20 protein-coding genes and 3 pseudogenes are annotated in these 21,904 nt (G+C 70.0%); 7 read left to right on the forward strand and 16 right to left on the reverse strand.

Annotated elements, in window-relative coordinates; genetic code table 11:
- From ACIPEK_RS24040 to ACIPEK_RS24065, 6 genes and pseudogenes are all read right to left on the reverse strand, one after another.
- Positions 1–94 (reverse strand): annotated as a pseudogene (locus ACIPEK_RS24040) (integrase); the annotation flags it as partial.
- A gap of 133 nt (positions 95–227) precedes the next feature.
- On the reverse strand, positions 228–566 hold the full coding sequence (locus ACIPEK_RS24045; protein WP_401999918.1) for a DNA glycosylase AlkZ-like family protein: 339 nt from the start codon (positions 564–566) through the stop codon (positions 228–230).
- A 471-nt stretch (positions 567–1,037) separates the two neighbouring features.
- The gene (locus ACIPEK_RS24050; protein ID WP_383072231.1) at positions 1,038–1,676 is read right to left on the reverse strand and encodes a response regulator; all 639 of its coding nucleotides are present in this window, start codon (positions 1,674–1,676) and stop codon (positions 1,038–1,040) included.
- Positions 1,673–2,908, reverse strand: a complete 1,236-nt coding sequence (locus ACIPEK_RS24055) for a sensor histidine kinase (protein ID WP_401999513.1) — start codon at positions 2,906–2,908, stop codon at positions 1,673–1,675. The genes ACIPEK_RS24050 and ACIPEK_RS24055 overlap by 4 nt, the downstream gene beginning before the upstream one ends.
- 68 nt (positions 2,909–2,976) lie before the next feature.
- Positions 2,977–3,705: an ABC transporter permease gene (locus ACIPEK_RS24060; RefSeq protein ID WP_401999515.1), complete on the reverse strand. Its 729-nt coding sequence runs from the start codon at positions 3,703–3,705 to the stop codon at positions 2,977–2,979.
- Positions 3,706–3,770: 65 nt separating this feature from the next.
- Positions 3,771–4,688 carry an ABC transporter ATP-binding protein gene (locus tag ACIPEK_RS24065; RefSeq protein WP_401999518.1) on the reverse strand — a complete coding sequence of 306 codons (918 nt, stop codon included), beginning with the start codon at positions 4,686–4,688 and terminating at the stop codon, positions 3,771–3,773.
- Between the two features lie 669 nt (positions 4,689–5,357).
- Between ACIPEK_RS24065 and ACIPEK_RS24070 the strand changes: the two genes are divergently transcribed.
- Positions 5,358–6,599 carry a cytochrome P450 gene (locus ACIPEK_RS24070; protein ID WP_401999521.1) on the forward strand — a complete coding sequence of 414 codons (1,242 nt, stop codon included), beginning with the start codon at positions 5,358–5,360 and terminating at the stop codon, positions 6,597–6,599.
- 68 nt (positions 6,600–6,667) lie between these two features.
- Here ACIPEK_RS24070 and ACIPEK_RS24075 read toward each other — a convergent pair whose 3' ends face one another.
- Positions 6,668–7,360 (reverse strand): formylglycine-generating enzyme family protein, encoded by a 693-nt coding sequence (locus ACIPEK_RS24075; RefSeq protein ID WP_401999524.1) that lies wholly within the window; start codon positions 7,358–7,360, stop codon positions 6,668–6,670.
- Between the two features lie 407 nt (positions 7,361–7,767).
- Here ACIPEK_RS24075 and ACIPEK_RS24080 point away from each other — a divergent pair.
- A pseudogene (locus ACIPEK_RS24080) lies at positions 7,768–8,005 on the forward strand (helix-turn-helix domain-containing protein).
- A gap of 56 nt (positions 8,006–8,061) precedes the next feature.
- Here ACIPEK_RS24080 and ACIPEK_RS24085 read toward each other — a convergent pair.
- Positions 8,062–8,823, reverse strand: a complete 762-nt coding sequence (locus ACIPEK_RS24085; protein WP_401999527.1) for a metallophosphoesterase family protein — start codon at positions 8,821–8,823, stop codon at positions 8,062–8,064.
- A gap of 185 nt (positions 8,824–9,008) precedes the next feature.
- Between ACIPEK_RS24085 and ACIPEK_RS24090 the strand changes: the two genes are divergently transcribed.
- On the forward strand, positions 9,009–9,977 hold the full coding sequence (locus tag ACIPEK_RS24090) for a DUF4331 family protein (RefSeq protein WP_401999530.1): 969 nt from the start codon (positions 9,009–9,011) through the stop codon (positions 9,975–9,977).
- Between the two features lie 124 nt (positions 9,978–10,101).
- A complete protein-coding gene (locus tag ACIPEK_RS24095; RefSeq protein WP_401999533.1) occupies positions 10,102–11,208 on the forward strand; it encodes a PP2C family protein-serine/threonine phosphatase in 1,107 nt (368 codons plus the stop codon).
- 47 nt (positions 11,209–11,255) lie between these two features.
- Here ACIPEK_RS24095 and ACIPEK_RS24100 read toward each other — a convergent pair whose 3' ends face one another.
- Both ACIPEK_RS24100 and ACIPEK_RS24105 read right to left on the reverse strand, forming a co-directional pair.
- Positions 11,256–11,756, reverse strand: a complete 501-nt coding sequence (locus tag ACIPEK_RS24100; protein WP_327271458.1) for an NUDIX domain-containing protein — start codon at positions 11,754–11,756, stop codon at positions 11,256–11,258.
- Positions 11,757–11,898: 142 nt separating this feature from the next.
- Positions 11,899–12,798: pseudogene (locus ACIPEK_RS24105) on the reverse strand (helix-turn-helix transcriptional regulator); the annotation flags it as partial.
- A 29-nt stretch (positions 12,799–12,827) separates the two neighbouring features.
- Between ACIPEK_RS24105 and ACIPEK_RS24110 the strand changes: the two are divergent.
- On the forward strand, positions 12,828–13,163 hold the full coding sequence (locus ACIPEK_RS24110; RefSeq protein ID WP_401999536.1) for a hypothetical protein: 336 nt from the start codon (positions 12,828–12,830) through the stop codon (positions 13,161–13,163).
- Between the two features lie 84 nt (positions 13,164–13,247).
- On the opposite strand, the gene ACIPEK_RS24115 is transcribed toward ACIPEK_RS24110, so the two are convergent.
- From ACIPEK_RS24115 to ACIPEK_RS24130, 4 genes are all read right to left on the reverse strand, one after another.
- Positions 13,248–14,147, reverse strand: a complete 900-nt coding sequence (locus ACIPEK_RS24115) for a hypothetical protein (RefSeq protein ID WP_401999539.1) — start codon at positions 14,145–14,147, stop codon at positions 13,248–13,250.
- Positions 14,144–15,157, reverse strand: a complete 1,014-nt coding sequence (locus ACIPEK_RS24120; RefSeq protein WP_401999542.1) for an SPFH domain-containing protein — start codon at positions 15,155–15,157, stop codon at positions 14,144–14,146. The genes ACIPEK_RS24115 and ACIPEK_RS24120 overlap by 4 nt, the downstream gene beginning before the upstream one ends.
- A gap of 151 nt (positions 15,158–15,308) precedes the next feature.
- Positions 15,309–16,094, reverse strand: coding sequence for an SDR family oxidoreductase (locus ACIPEK_RS24125; protein WP_401999545.1), 786 nt, complete (start codon positions 16,092–16,094; stop codon positions 15,309–15,311).
- Between the two features lie 241 nt (positions 16,095–16,335).
- Positions 16,336–16,959, reverse strand: a complete 624-nt coding sequence (locus ACIPEK_RS24130; RefSeq protein WP_401999548.1) for a TetR/AcrR family transcriptional regulator — start codon at positions 16,957–16,959, stop codon at positions 16,336–16,338.
- A gap of 165 nt (positions 16,960–17,124) precedes the next feature.
- On the opposite strand from ACIPEK_RS24130, the gene ACIPEK_RS24135 reads away from it, so the two are divergent.
- Complete coding sequence (locus ACIPEK_RS24135; RefSeq protein WP_401999551.1) at positions 17,125–18,003, forward strand: phosphatase PAP2 family protein; 879 nt, start codon at positions 17,125–17,127, stop codon at positions 18,001–18,003.
- Positions 18,000–18,965, forward strand: coding sequence for a DMT family transporter (locus ACIPEK_RS24140; RefSeq protein WP_401999554.1), 966 nt, complete (start codon positions 18,000–18,002; stop codon positions 18,963–18,965). Before ACIPEK_RS24135 ends, ACIPEK_RS24140 begins: the two co-directional genes overlap by 4 nt.
- A gap of 79 nt (positions 18,966–19,044) precedes the next feature.
- On the opposite strand, the gene ACIPEK_RS24145 is transcribed toward ACIPEK_RS24140, so the two are convergent.
- Both ACIPEK_RS24145 and ACIPEK_RS24150 read right to left on the reverse strand, forming a co-directional pair.
- Positions 19,045–19,584 (reverse strand): PadR family transcriptional regulator, encoded by a 540-nt coding sequence (locus tag ACIPEK_RS24145; RefSeq protein WP_401999557.1) that lies wholly within the window; start codon positions 19,582–19,584, stop codon positions 19,045–19,047.
- An 89-nt stretch (positions 19,585–19,673) separates the two neighbouring features.
- Positions 19,674–21,689, reverse strand: coding sequence for an FAD-dependent oxidoreductase (locus ACIPEK_RS24150; RefSeq protein ID WP_401999560.1), 2,016 nt, complete (start codon positions 21,687–21,689; stop codon positions 19,674–19,676).
- Positions 21,690–21,904 lie beyond the last annotated feature (215 nt).

The raw sequence follows: 21,904 nt of genomic DNA on the forward strand, positions 1-21,904 counted from the left end.
CGAGTGAGGTGACCACCTCGTCCCAGTGGGTTGCGTCCCGTAGGACGGCGGTGGAGATGCGCCCGCCGCGGGGGCCGGTGAAGAGCCGCGCGTCACGACCTCTTACCTGCGTCGATGCCGGCCCAGATCGAGGCCATGGTGCCTCCATGCGGTGCGGTGTGCTGATGCCTCCCGACGGACGACCTCGCTGTCCATTCCCTACGGAGCGATCATTCACAATTCCTATCTCAGCTGAACATGACGATCCGGTTGGCGGCATCCGGTGCGATGAAGGCGAGAAGTGGCTCGGCCTCGTCCAGCACCGCCGCGGTGTCTGCCCGCGACAGCGGCCGGAACGGAGAGATGAGCAGTGTGGAGCGCATCTTCGACCATGTGCCGTGGACGAATCCGTCAACCAGGAAGGTGGGCCGCACCATCGCCTGACCCGGCGTCACCTGCTTACGATCCGCCTCGCTGATCACTCGGGCGCGGTCCGCGTGCCCGAGGAGGATGTTGTCGAAGGCGGGCAGAAAGCGCACCGGGACGGGTCGGTCCGGGTCGGCGGTGCTTGGGGTACTGGTCCGCAGGGCCGGCCGAGTACTCGCACCACCCCGTCATGGTGCGGACCAGGTCGCCGACGGCCAGGTCCGGCTGTTACTGATGCCGACTCTCGATTGAACGCACCCGTCAAGGGCTGCCACCGGTCTTCCTGCGCAGGGTCGAGTCTGCTTCCCCACACCAGTGCCCCACCGACGAGGCCGGGTTTGTCCCGCGTTGCCAGGGCCGGGGTTTCGAGCATGTCGGCGACATCTTCGAGGTAGGTGACGAGCGTGTCGAGCTCGTCGTCGGCGGGCCAGGATCCGCACCAGGCCGGAGACGCTGCTCGATCGCCTGCGCGACACCGACGGACCGCTCGATGGCCAAGACGACAGCGATCTGGAGTCCGCGACGGCGGACGACATCTTCGCGCTGATCGACGACGAGCTCGGGAGCTGATCACCTCTCAGTTCCGAGCCACCGTCGTCGCGGCACGGCGTACAGTCGGCGGGCGTCCGGTCTCAGGTCACCAGGCCACGACGGAACGCTTCGCCGACCGCGCCGGCCCGGTCGCGCACCCCGAGCTTGTCGTAGATACGCAGCAGGTGCGTCTTGACACTGGCCTCAGTGATGAAGAGCTGGCTCGCCACTTCCTTGTTGGACGAGCCGTTCGCGATGGGGCGCAGCACTTCGAGCTCCCGTGCGCTCAGTACGCCGTTGCTCGGCCGCCGTACCCGGTCCATCAGGCGCCTCGTGACGGCGGGGGAGAGCACCGCCTCACCACGTGCCGCTGCCCGGGCCGAGCGGAGCAGTTCTTCCGTGGGCGCGTCCTTGAGCAGGTAGCTCGTGGCGCCCGCCTCGATCGCGGGCAGCACGTCGTTGTCGGTATCGAAGGTGGTCAGCACCAGCACACGTACGTCCGGTGCCGTCTCGCTGAGCCGTCGGATCGCGGTGACGCCGTCCATCACCGGCATGCGCAGATCCATCAGCACCAGGTCGGGCTCCAGCTCCGTGACCAGGTCGAGGGCTTCCGCGCCGTTGCCCGCCTCGCCGACCACCTCGAACTCGGGGTCGCCGGTGAACGCGCCGCGCAGGCCGTCGCGGACGATTGGATGGTCGTCCACGATCAGCAGCCGGATCGGTGCCGGCTGTTCGCTCATTCGCCACCGCCCCGGCGGATCGCGGGCACACTCGCGTTGATCGCGGTGCCCGAGCCGGGGGCGCTCTCGATGGTCAGCGTCCCCAGCACCCGATCGAGCCGCTGCCGCAGGCCGTTGAGCCCGAAGCCGCTGTCGCCGTTCCCTGGCGGCGGCTCACTGTGCTCGGTCACGGCGAAGCCGACGCCATCGTCGCGAACGTCCAGCATGACCGTGTCCTCCAGGTAGGAAATGGTCAGTCCGACCTTACTGGCACCGGCGTGCTTCGCGACGTTGGCGAGCGTCTCCTGGGCGACCCGGAAGAGGGCGACCTCGATCTCCGTCAGCAACGGCACCGGGTCGCCCGTAGCCTCGACGCACGCCGGGACGCCCTGGAGGGACGACCATCGCTGAGCGAGGTCGCGGATCGCGCCCGGCAGGTGCGCCTCGTCCAGTTCCGCCGGCTGGAGCGCGGCCACCGACCGCCGGGCCGCCCCGAGGCCCTCCTTGGCCAGCACCCGCACCTGCTCGAGGTGCCACTCGCGTTGGTCGGGCTGCTCCCGGGCCTTGTCCGCGGCCTGGAGCTGCGTGATGATCCCGGCCAGTCCCTGGGCGATGGTGTCGTGGATCTCCCGGGCCATGCGCTGCCGCTCGTCCTGGATGCCCGCCTCCCGGGCCTGGGTGAGCAACTGGGCGTGCAGGCCGTTGTTCTCCGCGATGACGGTCTTCAGCTTCGTGACCAGCCGCCGGCGTTCCTCGCTGCGTTCGTTGAAGCGGTGCGAGAGGTTGCCGAACCAGCCGATCAGAAACGTCTGAAGGCACACGGACGCGACCGCGATCGCGATCCGTTCCGTGGTGTCGGGTACTCCGCCGGGGATCAGGTTGATCATCAGCGAGGTGGCGCCGACGCTGACGAAAGCCCACTGCGGCGGGAGCAGATCGTACGCCTGGACGAACCCGATCACGGCGAACACGAAGAAGATCGGATGCTGCGTCATCAGCACCGCGGCCAGGATCTGCTGGACTGCCACATAGGTCAGCATCGGTCCGGTGCGGCTGGTCCAATCCCGTGACCGCAGTGTGTACATGGCGAGCGTCCACACGGCGGTCACCGCGACCAGGGGGATGACAGCCGCGCGTGCGTTCACCGTGCCCACGTCGGGCTGCACGAGGCTCAGCCCGGTGGCCACACCCAGCAGCGCCAGGGGCAGGGGGGCCAAGAAACGGCGGAGGTCGGTCGGTTCGTCGCTCTTCATGCTGATCCCCAGCCCCCGTGTGGTTCAGGAAGTCCACTCAAGACCATATGTGGTCATGACGTCCCGGCCTACTCCCAGCGGAAGAGACGGGCGGCCGCGACACCGAAGACCACCGCGTAGGCGGCCAGGACCAGGAGCGCGGTCATGCCGGGCCAGTTGCCCCTGGCCGCGTCGCCGAAAGCCAGGACGGACGCGCCCAGCGGCGTGAAGTCCCCGATCTGGTTGACCGCGGCGGGCATCTGCTCGCGGGGCACGTAGAGTCCGGCGAAGAACATCAGCGGGAAGAAGAGAACGCTGCCCGCGCCGGTGGCGGCCTTGCTGGTCTTCATCACTGAGGCCAGGAAGAGCCCGATGGCCAGGACCGCCGTGACCGAGAGCACGAAGGCGAGCAGGAAGCCGCCCGCGCTGGCCGGCAGTTCGACGTCCCAGAGCAGCGCCGCGGTGCCGAGCACCAGGACGGTGGTGGCGACGGCGACGGCCGTCTGGACCGCGAGCTGGGCGATCAGTACCCGGGCCGGGCCCACCGGCGTGGTCGAGAGCCGGCGCAGGATGCCCTTCTCCCGGTAGCTCACCAGGTAGGTCGGCGTGATGAACAGGCCGACCAGCGCGAATGCCAGCACCACCAGGACGGGCGTGAAGTAATCGATGCCGCGCTGGCCGATTTCCGCGCTGACCTCACGGGACGCCGGGAGGCTTCCGACGATCACCACGAGGGCGACCGGGAAGAGCAGCGTCCAGAAGTACGCGGTGGGGTCTCGCAGGAAGAGTTTGAACTCCACGACCGTGAGTCGGTTCATCGCCCGCACTGTTGTCTCGTCTCCTTATGGGGGGATCCGGGGTCTGCTTCGAGGGGGGCCGTCGGCTACTGGGCGGGGTGGTCGAACCGGCGGCCGGTCAGCGCGATGAACGCGTCCTCCAAGCTGGCCGGCTCGGCCCGCAGGTCCGCGGCGACGATCTGGTTGCGCGCCAGTACCGACGTGACCGCGTGCACCAGGTTGCCCGTGCCGGTGACCACCACCTGCGAGCCGTGCCGCTCCACGGAGACCACCTCCGGGAGTGAGACCAGGAGTTCGGCGTCGAGTTCGGTGGTGGGCCGGAAGCGCACTTTCTGCTCGGCGTCCACTTTGGCCACCAGACCGGCCGGGGAGTCCAGCGCGACGATCCCGCCGCCGTCGATGAGGGCCAGCCGGTCGCAGAGCCGTTCGGCCTCTTCCATGTAATGCGTGACCAGGACGACGGTGATGCCACGGTCGCGGACCTGCTCGATCAGGTCCCAGGTGTCCCGGCGGGCCGCCGGGTCCAGTCCGGTGGTCAGCTCGTCCAGTACGGCGACCTTCGGGTTGCCGACCAGCGCCAGAGCGATGGACAGACGCTGCTTCTGACCGCCGGAGAGGCCGCCGAACGGACTGTCGGCCTTGTCCTCCAGATTCAGCTCCGCGAGCAGCTCGCGCCAGTCGGCCTGGTTGTCGTAGAAGGAGGCGTACAGCTCCATCGCCTCGGCGACCCGCAGCTTGTCCGGCATCTCGCTCTTCTGCAACTGCATGCCCAGGATGTGACGCAGCTTGGCCGCGTCGCGCTGCGGGTCGAGACCGAGTACCGAGATGCTGCCTCCGTCCGGCTTGCGCAGACCGGCGATGCACTCGACCGTCGTGGTCTTCCCGGCTCCGTTGGGGCCGAGGATCCCGAAGATCTCGCCCTCCTCGACCTCGAACGAAATGTCGTCCACGACGACCTTCTGGCCGTACTGCTTTCGCAGGTCCGATACGACGATCGCTGGCACAGTGTCCGTCTCCGTCCTCTTGGGTTCGACCAGTGTCCGGCCGATACCGCGCCGCGCGGATCGACCCGGTGACAGACAAACGGTGGAACTTCCAGCGATCGAACGGTTGACACCCGGACCGCCTCGCGTGCCTCCCAGCCGTCCGTTTGCCGGGCCCCGGCGCCCCGGATCCGGCCCCTGTTTCGTCTGCCGGGGCGGCGGATAGAGGTATCCGCCCGGGTTGGCCGTGCCTACGCTCGGCCTCACTGACGGGAGGCGGCAGGAGCGCGCACCGGTGGAGTCGAGCGAACGGCACCGCGCACAGATGCGCTTCAGGCGAACGCGGTGGCCGCCCATGTGATGACGGCCGCGGCGCAGATGGGCTACGTCATCTTCCGCGAGGCCTACGCCCGGGACACCGGGATTCCGCTGGAGGAACTCGATGAACGGGCGGCCGGCGCCTGCGCACGCATGGTGCCGGTCTCGCCGCGGCCCCGCCACCGGACGCGACGGACGGCGGGGCTGCGTCCCGCCCCTGCACAGGCACACAGAGCTGAGCGTCCCCGACTCGCCGGCCTCGGCTCGCGCCGCCCTTCCCCCGGGTGGCGCCCCGGGCCCATTACGCTGGGGCATATCGCTCAAAGCTGTTCACACGTGTGTGAAGAGGCGCGATGTCCTACGGGAGGCATGATGAGCCAGCAGCAGGTCCTCCTGCCCTACGCCGACCCGGCCTTCGTGGCGGACCCCTTTCCGCTCTACCGACAGCTTCGCGACGACGGTCCGGTACGACGCGCCGTCATCGCCGGCGGCCTGGAAGCCTGGCTGGTCACGCGGTATGAAGACGGCCTCGCGGCCCTGTCCCACCCGCAGCTGAGCAGTGACGTCCGCGATGCGTCGGATCCCGGGCTCATCGAGCGGCTGCCCGCCACCCACCGCGAGTCCGTGCTGCGCAACATGCTCCGCTCCGATCCGCCCGACCACACCCGCCTGCGCCGCCTGGTCTCCAAGGCATTCACTGCGCACAGGGTGGCGGAGCTGCGGCCCAGGGTCCAGGAGATCGCCGACCGACTGCTCGACGAGATCGCGCCGACCGGTCGCGCCGACCTCATCGAGACCTACGCGCTGCCGCTTCCGGTCACCGTGATCAGCGAACTGCTCGGGGTACCCGTGACCGACCGGCACGACTTCCAGCAGTGGACCGACGACATGATCCTGCGGGGGACCGAGCCGCCGGACCCAGCCCGGGTGGACGGGGCGTGGCGGCAGATGCACACGTACCTGACCAGCCTCCTGGAGGCCAAACGGGCCCGGCCCGGGGACGACCTGCTCAGCGCGCTGATCGTTGCCAGGGACGAGGAACAGCGGCTGGACGAGGACGAGCTGATCGCCATGGCCTTCCTGCTGCTGGCGGCCGGCTACATCACCACGGTCAACCTGATCGGCAGCGGCATCGCCGCACTGCTCGCCCACCCCGACCAGCTTCGGATGCTGCGGGACGACCCGGCACTGCTGCCGGGCGCGATCGAGGAATTCCTGCGCTACGACGGACCCGTCAACCCCGGCATCGCCAGGTTCGCGCGCGAGGACATCACCATCGCCGGGGTGAACATCCCTCGCGGCGCGACCGTGCTGGTCGCCTCCGCCATCGCCGACCGCGACCCGGAGCACTTCCCCGAACCCGACCGCCTGGACATTGCCCGGCAGGACAACGCCCACCTCGCGTTCGGACACGGCATCCACTACTGCCTGGGTGCGCCGCTGGCCCGGCTCGAGGGCCAGATCGCCATCGGCACCGCCCTGCGTCGTCTTCCCGGTCTCGCCCTGGCCGTTCCCCCGGACGAACTGCGGTGGCGGCCGGGGGGATTGCGCGGCCCCGAACACCTGCCGGTCACTTTCACATTCGATGACGCGACCGCCGGCAGCCGTTCCTGAACCACGTGCCGGCCGATGGGGCGCCCCAGAACACATGGCATCGACCGGACGCGTCGCGCATCCCCCGCTCAGAGTGATCGGGCGAGCCGGAACCCGAGGTCGTCGATACGAAAGGTCGGGTGACTCTTGCGGCGGCACGACGCCCGGCACCCTCGGGGGCGGTCGTATCCGCCTCCGCCACGGAACACGCGGTAGGGGCCGTAGACCCGGGGATCGTAGACATCCCAGCACCACTCCCACACGTTGCCGATCATGTCGTGGAGGCCCCACGCGTTCGGCGCCTTGGTCGCGACATCGTGCACCTCGCCGCCGGAGTTCCCTCGGTACCAGGCGATCTCGTCGAGCTCTCCGTAGCGTGCACCGGAGGTCCCGGCCCTGCACGCGTACTCCCACTCCGCCTCCGTCGGGAGCCGATAGCCGTCGGCCTCCCAGTCGCAGACCACGTCCTGCCCGTCGGGGTCGTCGCCGGTCGAGTAGCAGGGTTCGAGTCCCGTCGCCTGCGAGAGCAGGTTGCAGAACTGAACGGCCTCCTTCCAGGAGACTTCGGTCACCGGTGTCCGCGGCCCCGCCGTACTCGCGGGCGCCTCGCCCCGAACGGCGCGGTACAGCTCGTGGGTCACGGGATACGGCGCCAGCCGGAAGGCGGCGACCTCGACGTTCCAGTTCGTCTGCGTGCCCTCGTCCCGCAGGACGATCTCCCCGGCAGGGATATTCCTCATGCCTTCGGCGATCGCCCGTCGGAGTAGGGATTCAGGGCTCATCGCAGCTCCTCATGTGCACCAGCGGATCAGGCCGACGCGTCGGCCTGTCAGCAGCCCGGATGGCGGATCGTGCCTCCGGACTTTCGAACAAGTGACGATACAGACCCAGAACGTCCAGGCGGCGCGCAGCGGTTCAGGTTGTCCCGGCATATCTCGGAATGTCTCCCACTCTGTGTGCCGGAGCAACACGCCAGTGCAGGGGCGTACTTGAGACCCGTCCATCGAGGCCATGGCCAAGGCCGCTCTGCTCGCCACGCTCGCTGAGCAGGCCCCTTCTCCGCCGGCGTCCGGCTGAACACGTGGACATCCCCCTGCCTCGCGATCCTCGCCGCACTCGGACTGCTCACCTTCGCGCGCATCATGCGTGCCGGCGTGGCCATGCGCGAAGACCTCGACGGGGTCGTCTGATGGCCCCGAAAGCACAGGAGAGCCGCGCCACCCAGGTGCGCCTGGACGACCTTCTTGCCGAACGAGGCATGAGACTTGCCGAGTTGGTATCCCGCGTCGGCGTGACCGACGTCAACCTGTCCATCCTGAAGAACGGCCGCGCCGAAGCGATCCGCTTCACGACCCTCACTCGCATCTGTTGAGGTTCTGAACTGCCGGCCCGGCGACCTGCTCAGCTACCGCCCCCTCGACGGCTGAGGCCCCTGGTCGCGCCGGCGCTCGAGTCCGTGACACTCACCCGAGGAGGGTGGGTGTCACGGCGCGTGGGGGCGGCCGTCGCGTGGGGCGAAGGCTTCAAGGGCGTCTTCGTCCGTCGCGCGGGCGTGCAGGAAGTAGTCGGCCCACTCGGCGATTTCGGGATAGGTGGAGTCCCGGCCGATCCGAGTTGCGGCGGCCTCGATGTCGAAGTCCGTGGTCCGCAGTTCGACGCCCGGGCCGAGGATGGCCCAGTGGGCTCCGGCCTTCCCGTAGGGCATGCCGACGCTGCCGGGATTGATCACCAACCGGCCGTGGGCGAGGCGCACGAACGGCATATGGGTGTGGCCGCAGACGACGGTGCGGACGTCGGCGTCGAGTCCGCTGAAAACTTCCTTCCAACGGTCGAGGCGGGAGTCGACGAGGACGACCTCCTCGTCGTCACGCGGGGTGGCATGGCAGAACAGCACTTCTCCCAGGCCGCGCACGGCCAGGGAGAGCGATCGTGGCAGCGAGCCGAGCAGGTCGAGGTGATCCTCGCGCAGCTGCTCGGCGGCCCAGGGGGCGATCGGATCGGGAATCGAGTCGCGTTGCCCGCGGCGGTACTCAAGAAGTTCGCGGTCGGCGTTGCCGCTGATCCATACGGCGCGGTCGCCGAGACCGGTCAGCAGGTCGAGCACCTGAGTCGGTTGCGGGCCGGCGGTGATGTCGCCGGTGAGCACGATGCGCTCGGCGGTGCTCACGTCCGGCTCGGCGAGCACAGCCTCCAAGGCCGGCAGGACCCCGTGGACGTCGGACAGTACGACTACTCGATTCAGCATGGTCACAACTGTGGGGTGAAAGCCGCCCAGGGGTGAGAACGTTCGCCTGACGCGTAGCCGAAGGTGAGGCCGCCGCAGCGCGCATGGTGGCCGAGCGCGGCGCACTGCGGCCAGGCGGATGACCCCGGGGCTGCCTCCGGACCCGTTGCAGGGTGATGCACATGCGCCGGGCGGACGCTGGGGTCATGTCTCATCACTTCAGTGGGCCCGATCTGCGGTCCCCCATGGACGATGCCCGGCTCGACCTGACGGACCTCTTCGCGTTCGGCGTCCCTGGGGACCGCACCGTACTGATCACGAACGCCCATCCGGTCGCGACCGCCGCCGGTGCGGCTTTCCACCCGGACGCGGTGTACCGGATCAATATCGACACCGACGGCGACCACCAGGCCGACGTGGCGTTCAGCATCGTGTTCTCCTCGCCGCAAGACGGGAAACAGTACGCCACCGTCCACCGGGCGACCGGAGCGCAGGCACGCGCCCACGAGGCCGCGGGCGAGCCGATCATCATGGAAGCGCCGGTCGGCACCGGCTCGGATCCGGTCGTGATCGAAGCCGGCCCCTACATGTTCTCCGCGGGCCTGCGCAGTGACCCGTTCTTCGCCGACCTGGACGGCATCGTCAAGGAATTCCAGTGGACCGGCACGGACTGGGGTGCCGACAAGAACATCCTCGGCATCGTGCTGGAGATGCCGGACGCCGAACTTGCCGCGGGGCCGGTGATCGGGGTGTGGGCGCGGGTGAGCCTGCACCGGGACGGAAAGCTCATGTCCGTCGACCGCGGCGCCCACCCCTCTCTGACCGCGTACTTCAACGCCGAGGACGCCAAGGAGGCCTACAACCGCGGCGAACCCGCGACGGACTGGGACACCTACCGCGGACCATGGACCGCAGCCCTCCAGCACTTCGGCGGCTACAACCCGCAGACCGCCGAGCAGGCTCTGCACACCGTTCTGCCGGACGTCCTGCGCTACGACCGCACCAAGCCCGCCGCCTACCCCAACGGCCGCACTCTCACCGACGACGTCACCTCTGCCCGCCTGGCCATGCTCACCAACGGCAAGGTCAGCAGCGACCACATCGGCCCCCACACCGACCTGCTCCCAGAGTTCCCCTACCTCGGTTCCCCTCACCCGGCGCCGCCGACCGGTTAGGCCTGGGCGGGGGCGGAGGCCGGAATCAGGGGGCCTGGCGATGGCGCAAATATGGATATTTTGGGTGGTACGTTCAAATTTAGGGCCTGGAGGGGGAAGCGACAGGGAGCACAGGTGAACACAGGTGAAGGAGAGTGGGCGCACGGCGGCGTGGGCGGGTTGGCTGCTTGTCGTTCCGGCCCTGGTCTCGGGCGTACTGCTGAACATCCTCGCGCCCCAGCCGTACATGGGACTCCCGCTCCTGGCCGCGGCGCCGCTGATCGCCGGAGCGATGCTTTCGTTCCGGGCCGGCGTCCTCGTCGCGAGCCTCGCCTGCGCGGTCTCGTTGGGGCTGGATTACGTCCAAGGGCGCTCTGCTTCGGAGAGTTTCGTCGATCTCGCCGTGATCGGCCTCATCGGAATTCTGGCCCTCGCGGTCAACCTGCTGTTGCGGCGTCAGGGGCGGGATCTCGCGAGGGCGCGGGTCATCGCTGAGGCGGTGCAACTGGCGGTTCTGCCGGATCCGCCGTCGCGGGCAGGGCCGCTCGCCGTCGCCGCCGGATACACCCCCGCACAGGCCGAAGCCAGAATCGGCGGCGACCTCTTCGCGGTGCAGGAGACTCCGTACGGCGTGCGCATGATCATCGGGGATGTGAAGGGCAAGGGGCTTCAGGCGGTCGCATCCGTCTCGGTGGCGATCGGTGCGTTCCGTCAAGAGGCCGAGAACGCCCCCACGCTGGCCGAACTGGCGCAGCGCCTGGACGACGCGCTGAGCAGGGAGTCGGGCCGCTGCGGAGACGAGACATCGGGCGAGGACTTCACCACGGCCGTGCTGGCCGAAGTCCCCGGCGACGGCGAGCTGCTCCGCCTGGTCAACCGTGGCCATCCGAGCCCGTACCTGATCCACGACGGCGCGATCGTACGGCTCGACGCAACCCGTCCGCAGCTGCCCCTGGGCATGGGGCTGGGGGCGGTCCCGGCACCCGATGGCGAGGCGCTCACCGATGTCTTCCCGCTGCCGCCCGGCGCGCTGCTGCTCCTGATCACCGACGGCGTCACCGAGGCACGCAACCGGACGGGCGCCTTCTACGACCCGTGTGCGTCCGCCGTGCTCACCGGCGCCCGCTTCATGGATCCCGGCGACCTGGTCCACGCGGTGACCGCGGATGTCGCACGCTGGAGCGGCGACGGTCACCAGGACGACATGGCCATCCTCGCCGTCGCCCGGCGCGGCGGCCACCGGCTCGGCTGAAGCCGGCTCCGCCCCCGAACCCCGGGCACACGGCTGAGGGGCCAGGGCTACGAGCCGTCTCCGGTGGCCGAGACGGTCAGCCGGTGCGCGGGAGGGTGCTCGATCGGGAGATCCGGGCGCCAGGCCGCGAGCACCTGTGCCGAGGGACCGAACAACGGACCCGGCAGAGCGTCGAGCCCGGTCCACTGCCAGGTGCTGATCAGATGAGGCTCGGTCACCTGCGGGCTCCCGGATTCCAGGGTCACCACGGCAGCCATCGATACACGGTTGATCCCCGCGACCACGTCATGGAGCATGGCGAATACCGTCACGCTGTCCACGCCGACCTCCAGGCCCGTCTCCTCGCGGAGCTCACGCACGGCCGCCGCGGCGATGGACTCATTGGTCGGGTCGACCTTGCCGCCGGGAAGCTCCCAGGTTCCGCTGTGGTGCCTGCCGAGCAGCACGCGCCCCTGGGTGTCCTGCACGATGACGCCCACGCCGAGCGCCGCCTGCGCCAGCGGCGGACGGGCGTTGCGGGAGAGGGTGTCCGTGGGGGTGGTGTCCATGGTGCTCCTAGCGGATGGGTGTGGGGTGCCACGGGCGCAAGGCCTCGGCGTTCCGGTGTACCCGGAAGCCTACGTACCACCGCGCGCGGACCCGTCGAAGTGGCGCGCCGCCCGGCGGAGGCCCGGTGTTCGCCTCGGCCGGTCAGCTGCCATGGCGCGTGAGCCAGCCGTACTCGCTCGCATACCAGCCCAGATGGAGCCGGCTCGTCGCCCCGCTCAGATCCATCAGCCGCTTGATCCGCCGTTGGACGGTCCGCGCCCCGAGATCGCGTTCCTTGGCCACACTCACATCGGTGAGCCCGGCCAGCAGCAGCGACAGGATCTGCAGGTCGACGGCGTCGGGGCCCGGCTCCTGTGCCATCACGGCCTTGTCGCCGCTGCTGAGGCTCAGCGGCAGCGCATGACGCCACACCGACTCGAACAGCGCGGCCAGCGAGACCAGCAGACCGCTGGAGCGCACCACCAGTGCGGCCGGTTCCTCGGGCCGGGCATCCAGGGGAAGCATGCCGAGCGAGCCGTCGGCGATGACGAGTTTCGTCGGGACCTGGTCCGACACCCGGACCTCCATACCCCGCCCCAGGGAATCGGCCAACTCGGCCGGCTGGAGATGCCGACCGGACAACATCTCGCGTCCGATCACGACCCGGTAGTTCACCCCGCGCGACATGGCCAGCGTCTCGGCCGAGTTCTCCTCGGCGGCGACAGCGAGCGGCTCGGGAAGGATCAGGAAGCAGACCTCGCGCTCCGCTCCCAGCTGGAGTTGGGAGAAACGCTGGGACACGGCGCTCGCACCGGTCACGACCTCCAACAGGTCGTGTACCGCGGGGGTGTCCGCCTCGGGGCGGTACTCCGCGGAGAGTTTCGCCGCAGCCAGCTCCGCGCACTCCAGTTCATGGCGGTGCTGCGCGAGCAACGGGCCGAGCGCCACTGCCGGGGGCGCACACACCCAGTGGCCGGGCCGGCTGCCGCACCGCGAGACGAGCCCCTGCTGTTCGAGTCCCCGCAGGGCCAGGAGCACGTCCCGCACGGGCAGTGCGCCCCGGCTGCTTCAGTTTCGGCAAGTCGCTGCCCGTGACGGTCGATCTCAGCAACGAGTCGACCGCCGACGACAGCGCCTGGCTCATGCTGTCGCACGATTTCCCGCTGTTGGAACGGATGCGGGTCCAGGCGGTCGACGCCCATGGCAAGGTCGTCGCCACGCCGTACGACGTCTCATGGCTGACCCGTAACTCCGGCGCCGGCACCGGAGTGGATTTCTACGGCTGGGACGCGAAGCCGGCCGACGGCTCGCCCGCCCCGGCGGGGACGTACACCCTGCGCTTCGTCTTCGACAAGGCGGGCGGGGACAAGGACCATGCGGCGCCGAGGGAGATCTGGAACTCTCCGGCGGTGAAGGTCGTGCGCTGACCGTGCGGGTGCCCGCTCGTCCTCGACGGAGGGGAGCGGGTACCCGCACGGCAACCGCCCTCGCGAGTTACGTGGTCCGGGCCGTCAGACGGTCAGTCGAAGTGATGTCGCCGAGATGCCCAGCCGTAGCGTCTGACCCCATGTCAGCTCCAGCGCGTCCGTCTCCATCCCGTCGCCGAAGACCACCACCCGGTCGGACTCCACGGTGAGCCGCAGCCTCTGTCCGCGCCCCAGTTCGCCCGCGACCAGTGAGGTGCCGGTCGCCGGTGACGGCCAGGCCTCGCGGACGAACCAGAGCAGCCGCGGGTCGGTGGGTGCGGGGAGCCGCAGGGCGCTGTGGCGTTCCTGCCACAGTGAGCGGAGCCAGCCCGTGGCGCCGGTGCCCGTGCCGACCAGGACGCCGGAGGAGGCCTGTGGTTCGGTGGGGGCATCGGGCGCGTCGGGGCCGAGCCGGTAGCGGGCGGTCTGGTGGCCGGGCGGGCCGAGGTAGATCTCGTTGAGGGCCAGGAGGCGCTGGGTGTCGTCGGCGACCGCCTCGACCATGGTGAGTTCGTCCGCCGCGCCGCCGGGGGATGCGGCCGCCCTGAGCAGGGCGGCCGCATCGGAGGGCCGGTGGCGTACGAGCACGCCCGGATTGCGTCCGGGGTCGGTGTCGATGCCCACGACGGGCTGGCCGGACAGGTACTTGGCGGTGTTGGCGACGAGTCCGTCCTGTCCGACTACGACCACCACGTCCTCGGGCGCGAACAGGAAACGGTCGAGATCGGCGCGCTCCACCCGTGACTGACGCCACTGGAGCGGTACGGCTGCCGCCACATCGGCGAGCGCCTGCCGGGTCTGCCGGTGCCGCAGGGCCACCTCGTCGATGGACCGGCCACGGCTGGAGAGGAAGAACGCGGCCTGGCCGTGCGTGCCGTGCCGGGCCAGCAACTCGTCGTACTCGGTGGTGCGGTGGACCAGCACAGCGCGCGGGGCGAGACTCATGCCCGGGGCTCCGGGTCGCTCCTGGCGAGCTTGCTGAGCAGGCCGGTGAGGATGTCGGGAGAGAGGGTGAGGCTGTCGATGCGCGGCAGGTTCTCGGCGAGCCTGGTCGCTGCCAGCGCGTGCAGGGTCGCGGCGTCCACCTCGCCGTGCACCCGCAGCCAGGCCGCCTGGGACTCCGCGCGTGCGGCGCCGACCTCGCGGGCGGCTTCGGCCTCGGCGCGGGCCAGTCGTACCTTGCGTGCCGCTTCGGCCTCGGCGCGTACCCCGTCGGCCGCGGCGTTCTCCTCGGCCTCGCGGCGGGTGTTGGTGCCGCGCTGCTCGACCAACTGCTCCTCGCGGCGGGCCAGTTCGATCTGGCTGGCGAGCTCGTTCTCGGCGATGGCCCGTTCCCGTTCCACAGCTACGGCACGGCGCTCGTAGGTGGCCCGGTCGGCCTCCTGCTGGATCTGCTCGCGGGCGGGGGTGCGCAGCGCTCGCTCCACTTCGGCCTCGGGGCGGATGGCGACCACCCGCACCGCGACCACGTCGATACCGGTGGCGGGCAGCCGGGGTTCGGCGGCGAGCCCTGCTGCGACGCGGTTGCGTACCGATGCGACTCCGTCGACCAGGGCCTCGGCCAGCGCTGTTCTGGCCAGCACGTCCAGGGTGTGCTGCTGGGCGGTCTCCGTGAGCAGCGTGGCGATCTGCTCCAGCGGCGCGCCGCGCCAGACCCCGGTGTCGGGGTCGACGGAGAAGTCCAGGCGGGCGGCGGCCTCGGCCGGGTCGCTGATCCGGTACGTCACGGTGGCCTGCACGGTGACGTCCTGGAAGTCGGACGTTCGGGCGTGGAAGGCCATAGCCAACTCCCGGTCATTGACCGGAACTTCCGAGAGCGCGGCGGTCAGCGACCGGTACCAGAAACTCAGCCCCGGCCCGTCGTGGGCGAGCCGGCCGCGCTTGTGGTGGCGGATGTGGGCAGTGGGTGCGGAGCGCAGATGGCGCCAGCCGAAGCGCCTGGTGATGTCGGCCATGTCGGAATCCCCCTCATTCTCGTCATGGAGACGATAAGGGTGCGGGTCTATATCGTCAAGGGGACGAGAATCATCGTCCGTGTGCACGTCTGCCTTCGGAGCGCCGGTGCTCGCCGCCGGCGGCCCGTTGCTCGCCGAAATCCCCGGGGCTTCAGCCGCCCTGTCCGCTCCTGGAGGCGAGGAACCTGGCCGGCACCTCACCCCCGCCGTGCACCGCCAGATCGGCCCCACTGACGTACTCGGCCAGATCACCCGCCAGATACAGGCAGGCGCGTGCCACGTCGTCCGGTACGGCCATCCGCCGCATCGGAATCACTCCGGCGACGGCGGCGCCGCCGTCCTCCCCGTACACCGGTGCCGCGCTCTCGGTGCGGATCAGTCCGGTCGTGATGTGGTTGACGCGTACCTTCGGCGCCCACTCGAGAGCCAGCGCCCGGGTCAGTGCCAGCAGCCCGGCCTTCGCCGCCGTGTAGGCGGCCGTGCCCGGCTGCGGGGTGTGCGCGGAGACGCTGCCGATGTTGATGACCGAGCCGCCCTCGCTCTGGCCCTGCATGATCCGGTTGGCGGCCTGCGCCACATAGAACGGGGCCAGCAGATTGAGCGCGACGACCTTCTCGATGAATCGCGGCGAAACCGTGGCCGCGTCGGCGCCGGGGGAGCCGCCCGCGTTGTTGACGAGCACATCCAGCCGTCCGAACCGTTCCGCCGCCGTGTCGACCAGTGCGGCGGCGGCCGCGGGGTCGCGGACATCGGTTGCGCGGAAGTGCGCATGCCGGGTGCCGCTTCCCGGCAGTTCGGGAGGTTCGCTGCGGCCGCAGACCAGTACATCCGCACCGGCGGAGAGAAAGGCCCTGGCGATCGCGGCGCCGATGCCCTTCGTGCCGCCGGTGACGAGCACTGCCCGTCCCGTGAAGTCGATGGGGTTGCCGATGTCCATGGTCCGCCTCTGCTGTGGCCGAAGTGCACGCTGATCGGTTCGGTAAAGCTATCAATCGTTTGTTTGGCGGAATAGTCGCCGCTTCGGCCGAGTGGGATGAGCTGCTGGGAGGGAAGTGCGGGCGGCCGGTGACTCCCTGAGGAGTCACCGGCCGCCCGGATGGTGCGCCGCCCCCGTCCCCACGGTGCGGCGCGAGCGGGCCGTCGTCATCCGCTCGGACAACGGCCCACGTCTCTCGGGACTAGGGCGCGGACGCCTCCAGTCCAAGTGCGGGAAGGACGGCGTTCTCCACGAAGCGGGTGAGATATGCCTCGTCCGCGAACTTCCCCTCCAGGAGCGGCCGGGCACGCATCACGCCCAGCAGCTGCGCGGAGACGAACTCGGCCGCGGGAGTGTCCGCCGGAATCTCGCCGCGCTCCGCTCCGCGCCGGACCATCGCTTCGATCGCCGCGATCTCCGGCAGGATCAGTGCCTCACGCAGCGCGCACAGCAACTCGGGGCTCTGCAGCGCGGCATGGCTGAGCGCGTGCATCAGCGGGGTATCGCGGCCCGAGCCCGCGCCGATGGCCCGGGCGGCCTCGCGCAGATCCCCTGCCAGTGTGCCGGTGTCGATGTGCGGAAGCAGCACCCGCCGGGTGCCGTGCAGTGCCGCCACGACCAGTTCGGGCTTGGAGCCCCACTGCCGGTAGAGCGTGGACTTGCCGCAGCGCGTCCGCGAGGCGACCCCTTCCATGGTGAGGGCCTCGTAGCCGGACTCTCTCAGCATGTCGAGCACGGCCGCGTAGAACTCCTGCGCCCGCTCCGGCGTGATCTTCGAGCGGCGTGGCGTGTGTGCCGGTTCCGGCGCGGCTTCCTGCGGCGACATGCGTTTTCCCTCTCAGCGATTCTGCGACGAGGTCCATCGATACGCCAGTGTACCGAAACGCTCGTGTACCGATACGTTCACGTATCGGTACACTGGCGTATCGATGTGGCGTGGACTGGACCATGCCTTCGCAACACTGTTTCGTCAGCAAAGGGGCACCGGGTGATGCACGCCGGTAGCGAGCCCGCAGATCAGGAGCCGGACAGTTCTGCCCGACCGCCCCTCGTCCGCGAGCTTCTTCTCGTCGTAGGGCTCTTCGTGATCTACAAACTCGGCCGGCAGGCCGCGAACGGTCACGTCGAGGAGGCGTATCGCAACGCCGGAAACGTCTGGGACTTCGAACGGTCCGTGCACCTGCCCGGCGAGGGCACAGTGCAGAGTCTGCTGCTGCACAACGAGACTCTGATCCACCTCGCGAACACCTACTACGCGACCGTGCACTTCCCGGCCACGCTGCTCTTCCTCGTGTGGCTCTACTGGCGCCGCCCGCGCCACTACGTCTGGGCGCGCCGCATCCTCGCCGCGCTCACCGGCGCCGCGCTCGTACTCCACCTGCTGTTCCCGCTCGCCCCGCCGCGGTTGCTGGCCGCCGCCGGACTCGTCGACACCGGCCAGGTGTACGGACCGACGGTGTACGGAGCGACGCCGGCGACCGACTCGATGGCGAACCAGTTCGCCGCCATGCCCTCCCTGCACTTCGGCTGGGCGGTGATGGTCGCCGTCGGGCTGATCGTCGCCACCCGCGCCCGGTGGCGCTGGCTGTGGCTGCTGCATCCGCTCATCACGCTGCTGGTGATAGTCGGCACGGCCAATCACTACTGGCTCGACTCGATCGTGGTCTCCGCGCTCCTCGCTGTGGCGTTCGCGGCGCTGCCGCTGAGGCGCACGGTGCCGGTACGGGCTCGTATCCCGTGGCCCGCCACGGGATACGAGCCCGCGCCGACGGCCGTGCTCCGGCCCGCCGAACCCGCCATGTCGACCGCCTACGCCGAGCCGCAGACCCACTCCGTCCGTTCGTACGCCTCGTCCGGGACCCGGCGATGAACGCCACCCTGATCGCTGTCGCGCTGTCGCTGGTCTCCGCCGCCGCGTACGCCTCCGCCGCGGTGGCGCAGGCGCGGCTCGCCGGGCGCACCGAGCCGGACGCCGGGGTCCTGAGGCTGCTCGGACGCGGCGCCTGGTGGTCGGCGGTCGGACTGAATGCCGGTGGCGCGTTGCTGCATGTCGCGGCGCTCAAGTACGGCCCGCTCACCCTTGTCCAGCCGCTCGGCGCCCTCACCCTGGTCGTCGCAGTCCCGCTGGGCGCCAGGGCCGCCGGACGCCGGGTCACGAGGATCGAATGGCGCGGCACGATTCTCACCCTGCTCGGCCTCGGCGCCCTGCTGATGACCGCGGGCGGCACCGCCCCGCACGAAACGCTCAGCCTCCCCGAAGCCCTGGCCGTCGGCGCCGGGACCATGGCCGTCGTCGCCGGACTCAGCCGCCCGGGAGCACGCCCCGGCCTGCGGCACGCGGCGGCGTCCGGCATCACCTCCGGGGTCGCCTCCGCGCTCACCCAGACCCTGACCGTCTCCGTCACCGATCACACCGGCCCGCTGTTCAGCTGGCGCCTGGTGATCGTCGCGCTTCTCGTCTCCGCGTTCGCGATGAGCGGGCTGCTGCTCTCCCAGACCGCCTACCGGGGTGGCCTGGGCGCGCCGCTGGCCGTCGTCACCCTCGCCAATCCGGTGGCTGCGGCCACCATAGGGCTGGCCCTGCTCGGCGAACGTCTCCAGGGCGGCACGATCAGCCTGATCCCGGCAGTGCTCGGCACGGCAGCGGCGGTACGAGGTGTGATTCTGCTCAGCCGCGCACAGGCGGAGACGTCGACCGTCGCCGACCGGGCCACGGCAGAGCCGAAGCCCGGGGCCGGATCACCGTCTCGCGTCGTGATCGCGAGCCGAGGGCCGATGGACCTGCCGACGCTACGACCGGAGCTGGGCCGGACCCCGGTGGGCGGACCGTAACGAGCGGAAGCGCCGCCCGCCGGGGGCATGCCGCGAAGACGTGACATCTGCCCACCGAACTGTCACGTACGGAATCCGCCTACGGACTCGGCTGCTCGTCGTGGGCCAGTGCCCGTGTCAGCCAGCCGATCCAGAAGTTCTCCAGATCGATGCCGCCACGCAGAACCAGATGCCGCAGCCGGTCCTCGTCGGAGTTCCGCTCGGGCGGGAAGTCCCGCTCCTCGATCTCCAGGTACTCCGCCAGCTGCCGACGGTGCAGCCCCAGATGGCGGCGCAGCTCCGCATCCAGGCCGGGTGCCCCGACGACCGCCGCGGCCCGCATCCGCAGCAGCAGCGGATCGCGGATCTGCTTGGGGTCCTCGGACCGGGCCACCCATGCGGACAGCGCTTCGCGGCCCGCGGGCAGCACCTCGTACTCCTTCTTCTGCCCACGGGCGGGCTGCTCCGACGGCAGCGCCCGGATGTGCCCGGCCTGCTCCAGCTTCCCCAGCTCGCGATAGATCTGCTGGTGCGTGGCGGACCAGAAATAGCCGATCGAACGGTCGAACCTGCGGGTCAGCTCCAGCCCCGACGACGGCTTTTCGAGCAGGGCGGTGAGGATCGCATGCGGGAGTGACATGGGGTGCATCCTAAGGACGGCCGGGCAGTGGCCACATGAGGGAGGGGCCGGGCCGGTCGGGAACCCCCGGGCAGGGGTTCCCGTATACGTCACAGCGAAGCGGCCAGCTCCGTGCCCTGGCGGATCGCGCGCTTGGCGTCCAGCTCGGCGGCGACATCGGCGCCGCCGATCAGATGCGCCGGGCGGCCCGCGGCGAGCAGTTCCTCGTACAGCTCGCGGCGCGGCTCCTGGCCCGCGCAGAGCACCACCGTGTCGACCGGCAGGAGGCGCTGTTCGCCGTCGACCGTGAGGTGCAGCCCGTCGTCGTCGATCCGGTCGTAGGCGGCGCCCGGAATCATCGTGACGCCGCGGTGCCGCAGCTCGGTGCGGTGGATCCACCCGGTCGTCCTGCCCAGCCCCTCACCGACCTTGCTCTTCTTGCGCTGGATCAGATGGACGGTGCGCGGAGTCTTCGGACGCTCCGGGGCGCGGAGACCGCCCCGGTCGCGGTAGTCGGTGTCGACGCCCCACTGCCGGAAGAACACCTCGGGGTCGAGGCTTGCCGCTTCGCCCGAGTCGGTCAGGAACTCGGCGACATCGAAGCCGATCCCGCCCGCCCCGATGATCGCGACCCGGTCGCCGACCTGCGCCCCGTCACGCAGGACGTCGAGGTAGCTGACCACGCTGGGGTGGTCCAGGCCCGGTATCGCGGGGGAGCGGGGCGTGACACCGGTGGCCAGGACGACCTCGTCGAAGCCTTCGAGCACATCGGCCGTGGCCCGTGTACCGAGCCGCAGCCCGACCTTCTCCTCCGCGAGCCGGGTACGGAAGTAGCGCAGTGTCTCGTTGAACTCCTCCTTGCCGGGAACCCTGCGTGCCACGTTCAGCTGGCCGCCGATCTCCTCTGCCGCGTCGAAGAGCGTCACCTCGTGCCCGCGCTCGGACGCTGCGACGGCGCACGCGAGACCGGCGGGCCCGGCGCCCACGACCGCCACCCGCTTGACGGTGCGGGTCGGTGACAGGGCGAACTCGGTCTCGTGGCAGGCGCGAGGATTGACCAGGCAGGAGGTGACCCGGCCGCTGAAGATGTGGTCCAGGCAGGCCTGGTTGCAGCCGATGCAGGTGTTGATCGCGTCGGCCCGGCCCTCGGACGCCTTGACGACGAAGTCGGGGTCGGCGAGGAACGGCCGGGCCATCGACACCATGTCCGCCCGCCCCGAGGCGAGGATCTCCTCGGCGACCTCGGGCGTGTTGATGCGGTTGCTCGTGACCAGCGGTACGGAGACGGCGCCGCGCAGCTTTTCGGTGACCCAGGTGTAGGCACCGCGTGGCACCGAGGTGGCGATGGTGGGGATACGGGCCTCGTGCCAGCCGATTCCCGTATTGATGATCGTCGCGCCGGCGGCCTCGATCTCGCGGGCGAGCTGCACGACCTCCTCCAGCGAGGAACCGCCGGGCACCAGATCCAGCATCGAGAGCCGGTAGATCAGGATGAAATCACTGCCGACCCGCTCACGGACCCGGCGCACGATCTCGACGGGGAACCGGATGCGGTTCTCGTACGAGCCGCCCCAGCGGTCGGTGCGGTGATTGGTGGCGGCGGCGATGAACTCATTGATCAGATAGCCCTCGGAGCCCATGATCTCGACACCGTCGTACCCGGCACGCCGCGCGAGCTCGGCAGCCCTGGCGAAATCCTCGATGGTCTCCTCGACCTCGTCGTCGTCAAGGGCGTGCGGAGTGAATGCGCTGATCGGGGCCTGGATCGCGCTCGGCGCAACCAGGTCGGGATGGTGTGCGTACCGGCCGAAATGCAGGATCTGCATGGCGATCCGGCCGCCCGCCTCATGCACGGCCGCGGTGACCCGCGCATGCTGCTCGGCCTCCGCCTCGGTGGTCATCTTGGCACCGCCGGGGAAGGAGCAGGCGCGGGCGTTCGGAGCGATGCCGCCGGTGACCATCAGGCCGACGCCGCCCCGGGCGCGTTCCGCGTAGAAGGCGGCCATCCGCTCGAAGCCACGCTCGGCCTCCTCCAGACCGATGTGCATCGACCCCATCAGCACCCGGTTGGGGAGGGTGGTGAACCCGAGGTCGAGCGGGCTCAGCAGATTCGGGTACGGGCTCATGAGGCGGCTCCTCGCGCAGTGTCGTTGCGCCAGTTGTAGACCACCAAAACACCATTGTGCAACAAGTTGCATAATGGTGTTCGTCGCAGAGCCGCACGTGCGGTCGTCCCTCGGACGGCCTAACACCAGGCCACGTCGGCGCGCCGGCCCACGGAAAGTGGAAGCGTGGCATCTGTCCGCCACGGCGCGGGTGGCGCGTCGAAGTCCACCGACCC

The organism is Streptomyces sp. NPDC088246 (genome assembly GCF_044741025.1).
Classification (GTDB): Bacteria; Actinomycetota; Actinomycetes; order Streptomycetales; family Streptomycetaceae; genus Streptomyces.

Excerpts from the sequence above, each read along its gene's own strand:
- ACIPEK_RS24100 (WP_327271458.1), bottom strand. The coding sequence starts at position 11,756 with ATGGACACCACCCCCACGGACACCCTCTCCCGCAACGCCCGTCCGCCG.
- ACIPEK_RS24050 (WP_383072231.1), bottom strand. The coding sequence starts at position 1,676 with ATGAGCGAACAGCCGGCACCGATCCGGCTGCTGATCGTGGACGACCAT.
- ACIPEK_RS24070 (WP_401999521.1), top strand. The coding sequence starts at position 5,358 with ATGAGCCAGCAGCAGGTCCTCCTGCCCTACGCCGACCCGGCCTTCGTG.
- ACIPEK_RS24140 (WP_401999554.1), top strand. The coding sequence starts at position 18,000 with ATGAACGCCACCCTGATCGCTGTCGCGCTGTCGCTGGTCTCCGCCGCC.
- ACIPEK_RS24060 (WP_401999515.1), bottom strand. The coding sequence starts at position 3,705 with ATGAACCGACTCACGGTCGTGGAGTTCAAACTCTTCCTGCGAGACCCC.
- ACIPEK_RS24115 (WP_401999539.1), bottom strand. The coding sequence starts at position 14,147 with ATGAGTCTCGCCCCGCGCGCTGTGCTGGTCCACCGCACCACCGAGTAC.
- ACIPEK_RS24135 (WP_401999551.1), top strand. The coding sequence starts at position 17,125 with ATGCACGCCGGTAGCGAGCCCGCAGATCAGGAGCCGGACAGTTCTGCC.
- ACIPEK_RS24075 (WP_401999524.1), bottom strand. The coding sequence starts at position 7,360 with ATGAGCCCTGAATCCCTACTCCGACGGGCGATCGCCGAAGGCATGAGG.
- ACIPEK_RS24145 (WP_401999557.1), bottom strand. The coding sequence starts at position 19,584 with ATGTCACTCCCGCATGCGATCCTCACCGCCCTGCTCGAAAAGCCGTCG.
- ACIPEK_RS24085 (WP_401999527.1), bottom strand. The coding sequence starts at position 8,823 with ATGCTGAATCGAGTAGTCGTACTGTCCGACGTCCACGGGGTCCTGCCG.
- ACIPEK_RS24125 (WP_401999545.1), bottom strand. The coding sequence starts at position 16,094 with ATGGACATCGGCAACCCCATCGACTTCACGGGACGGGCAGTGCTCGTC.
- ACIPEK_RS24055 (WP_401999513.1), bottom strand. The coding sequence starts at position 2,908 with ATGAAGAGCGACGAACCGACCGACCTCCGCCGTTTCTTGGCCCCCCTG.
- ACIPEK_RS24090 (WP_401999530.1), top strand. The coding sequence starts at position 9,009 with ATGTCTCATCACTTCAGTGGGCCCGATCTGCGGTCCCCCATGGACGAT.
- ACIPEK_RS24120 (WP_401999542.1), bottom strand. The coding sequence starts at position 15,157 with ATGGCCGACATCACCAGGCGCTTCGGCTGGCGCCATCTGCGCTCCGCA.
- ACIPEK_RS24130 (WP_401999548.1), bottom strand. The coding sequence starts at position 16,959 with ATGTCGCCGCAGGAAGCCGCGCCGGAACCGGCACACACGCCACGCCGC.
- ACIPEK_RS24150 (WP_401999560.1), bottom strand. The coding sequence starts at position 21,689 with ATGAGCCCGTACCCGAATCTGCTGAGCCCGCTCGACCTCGGGTTCACC.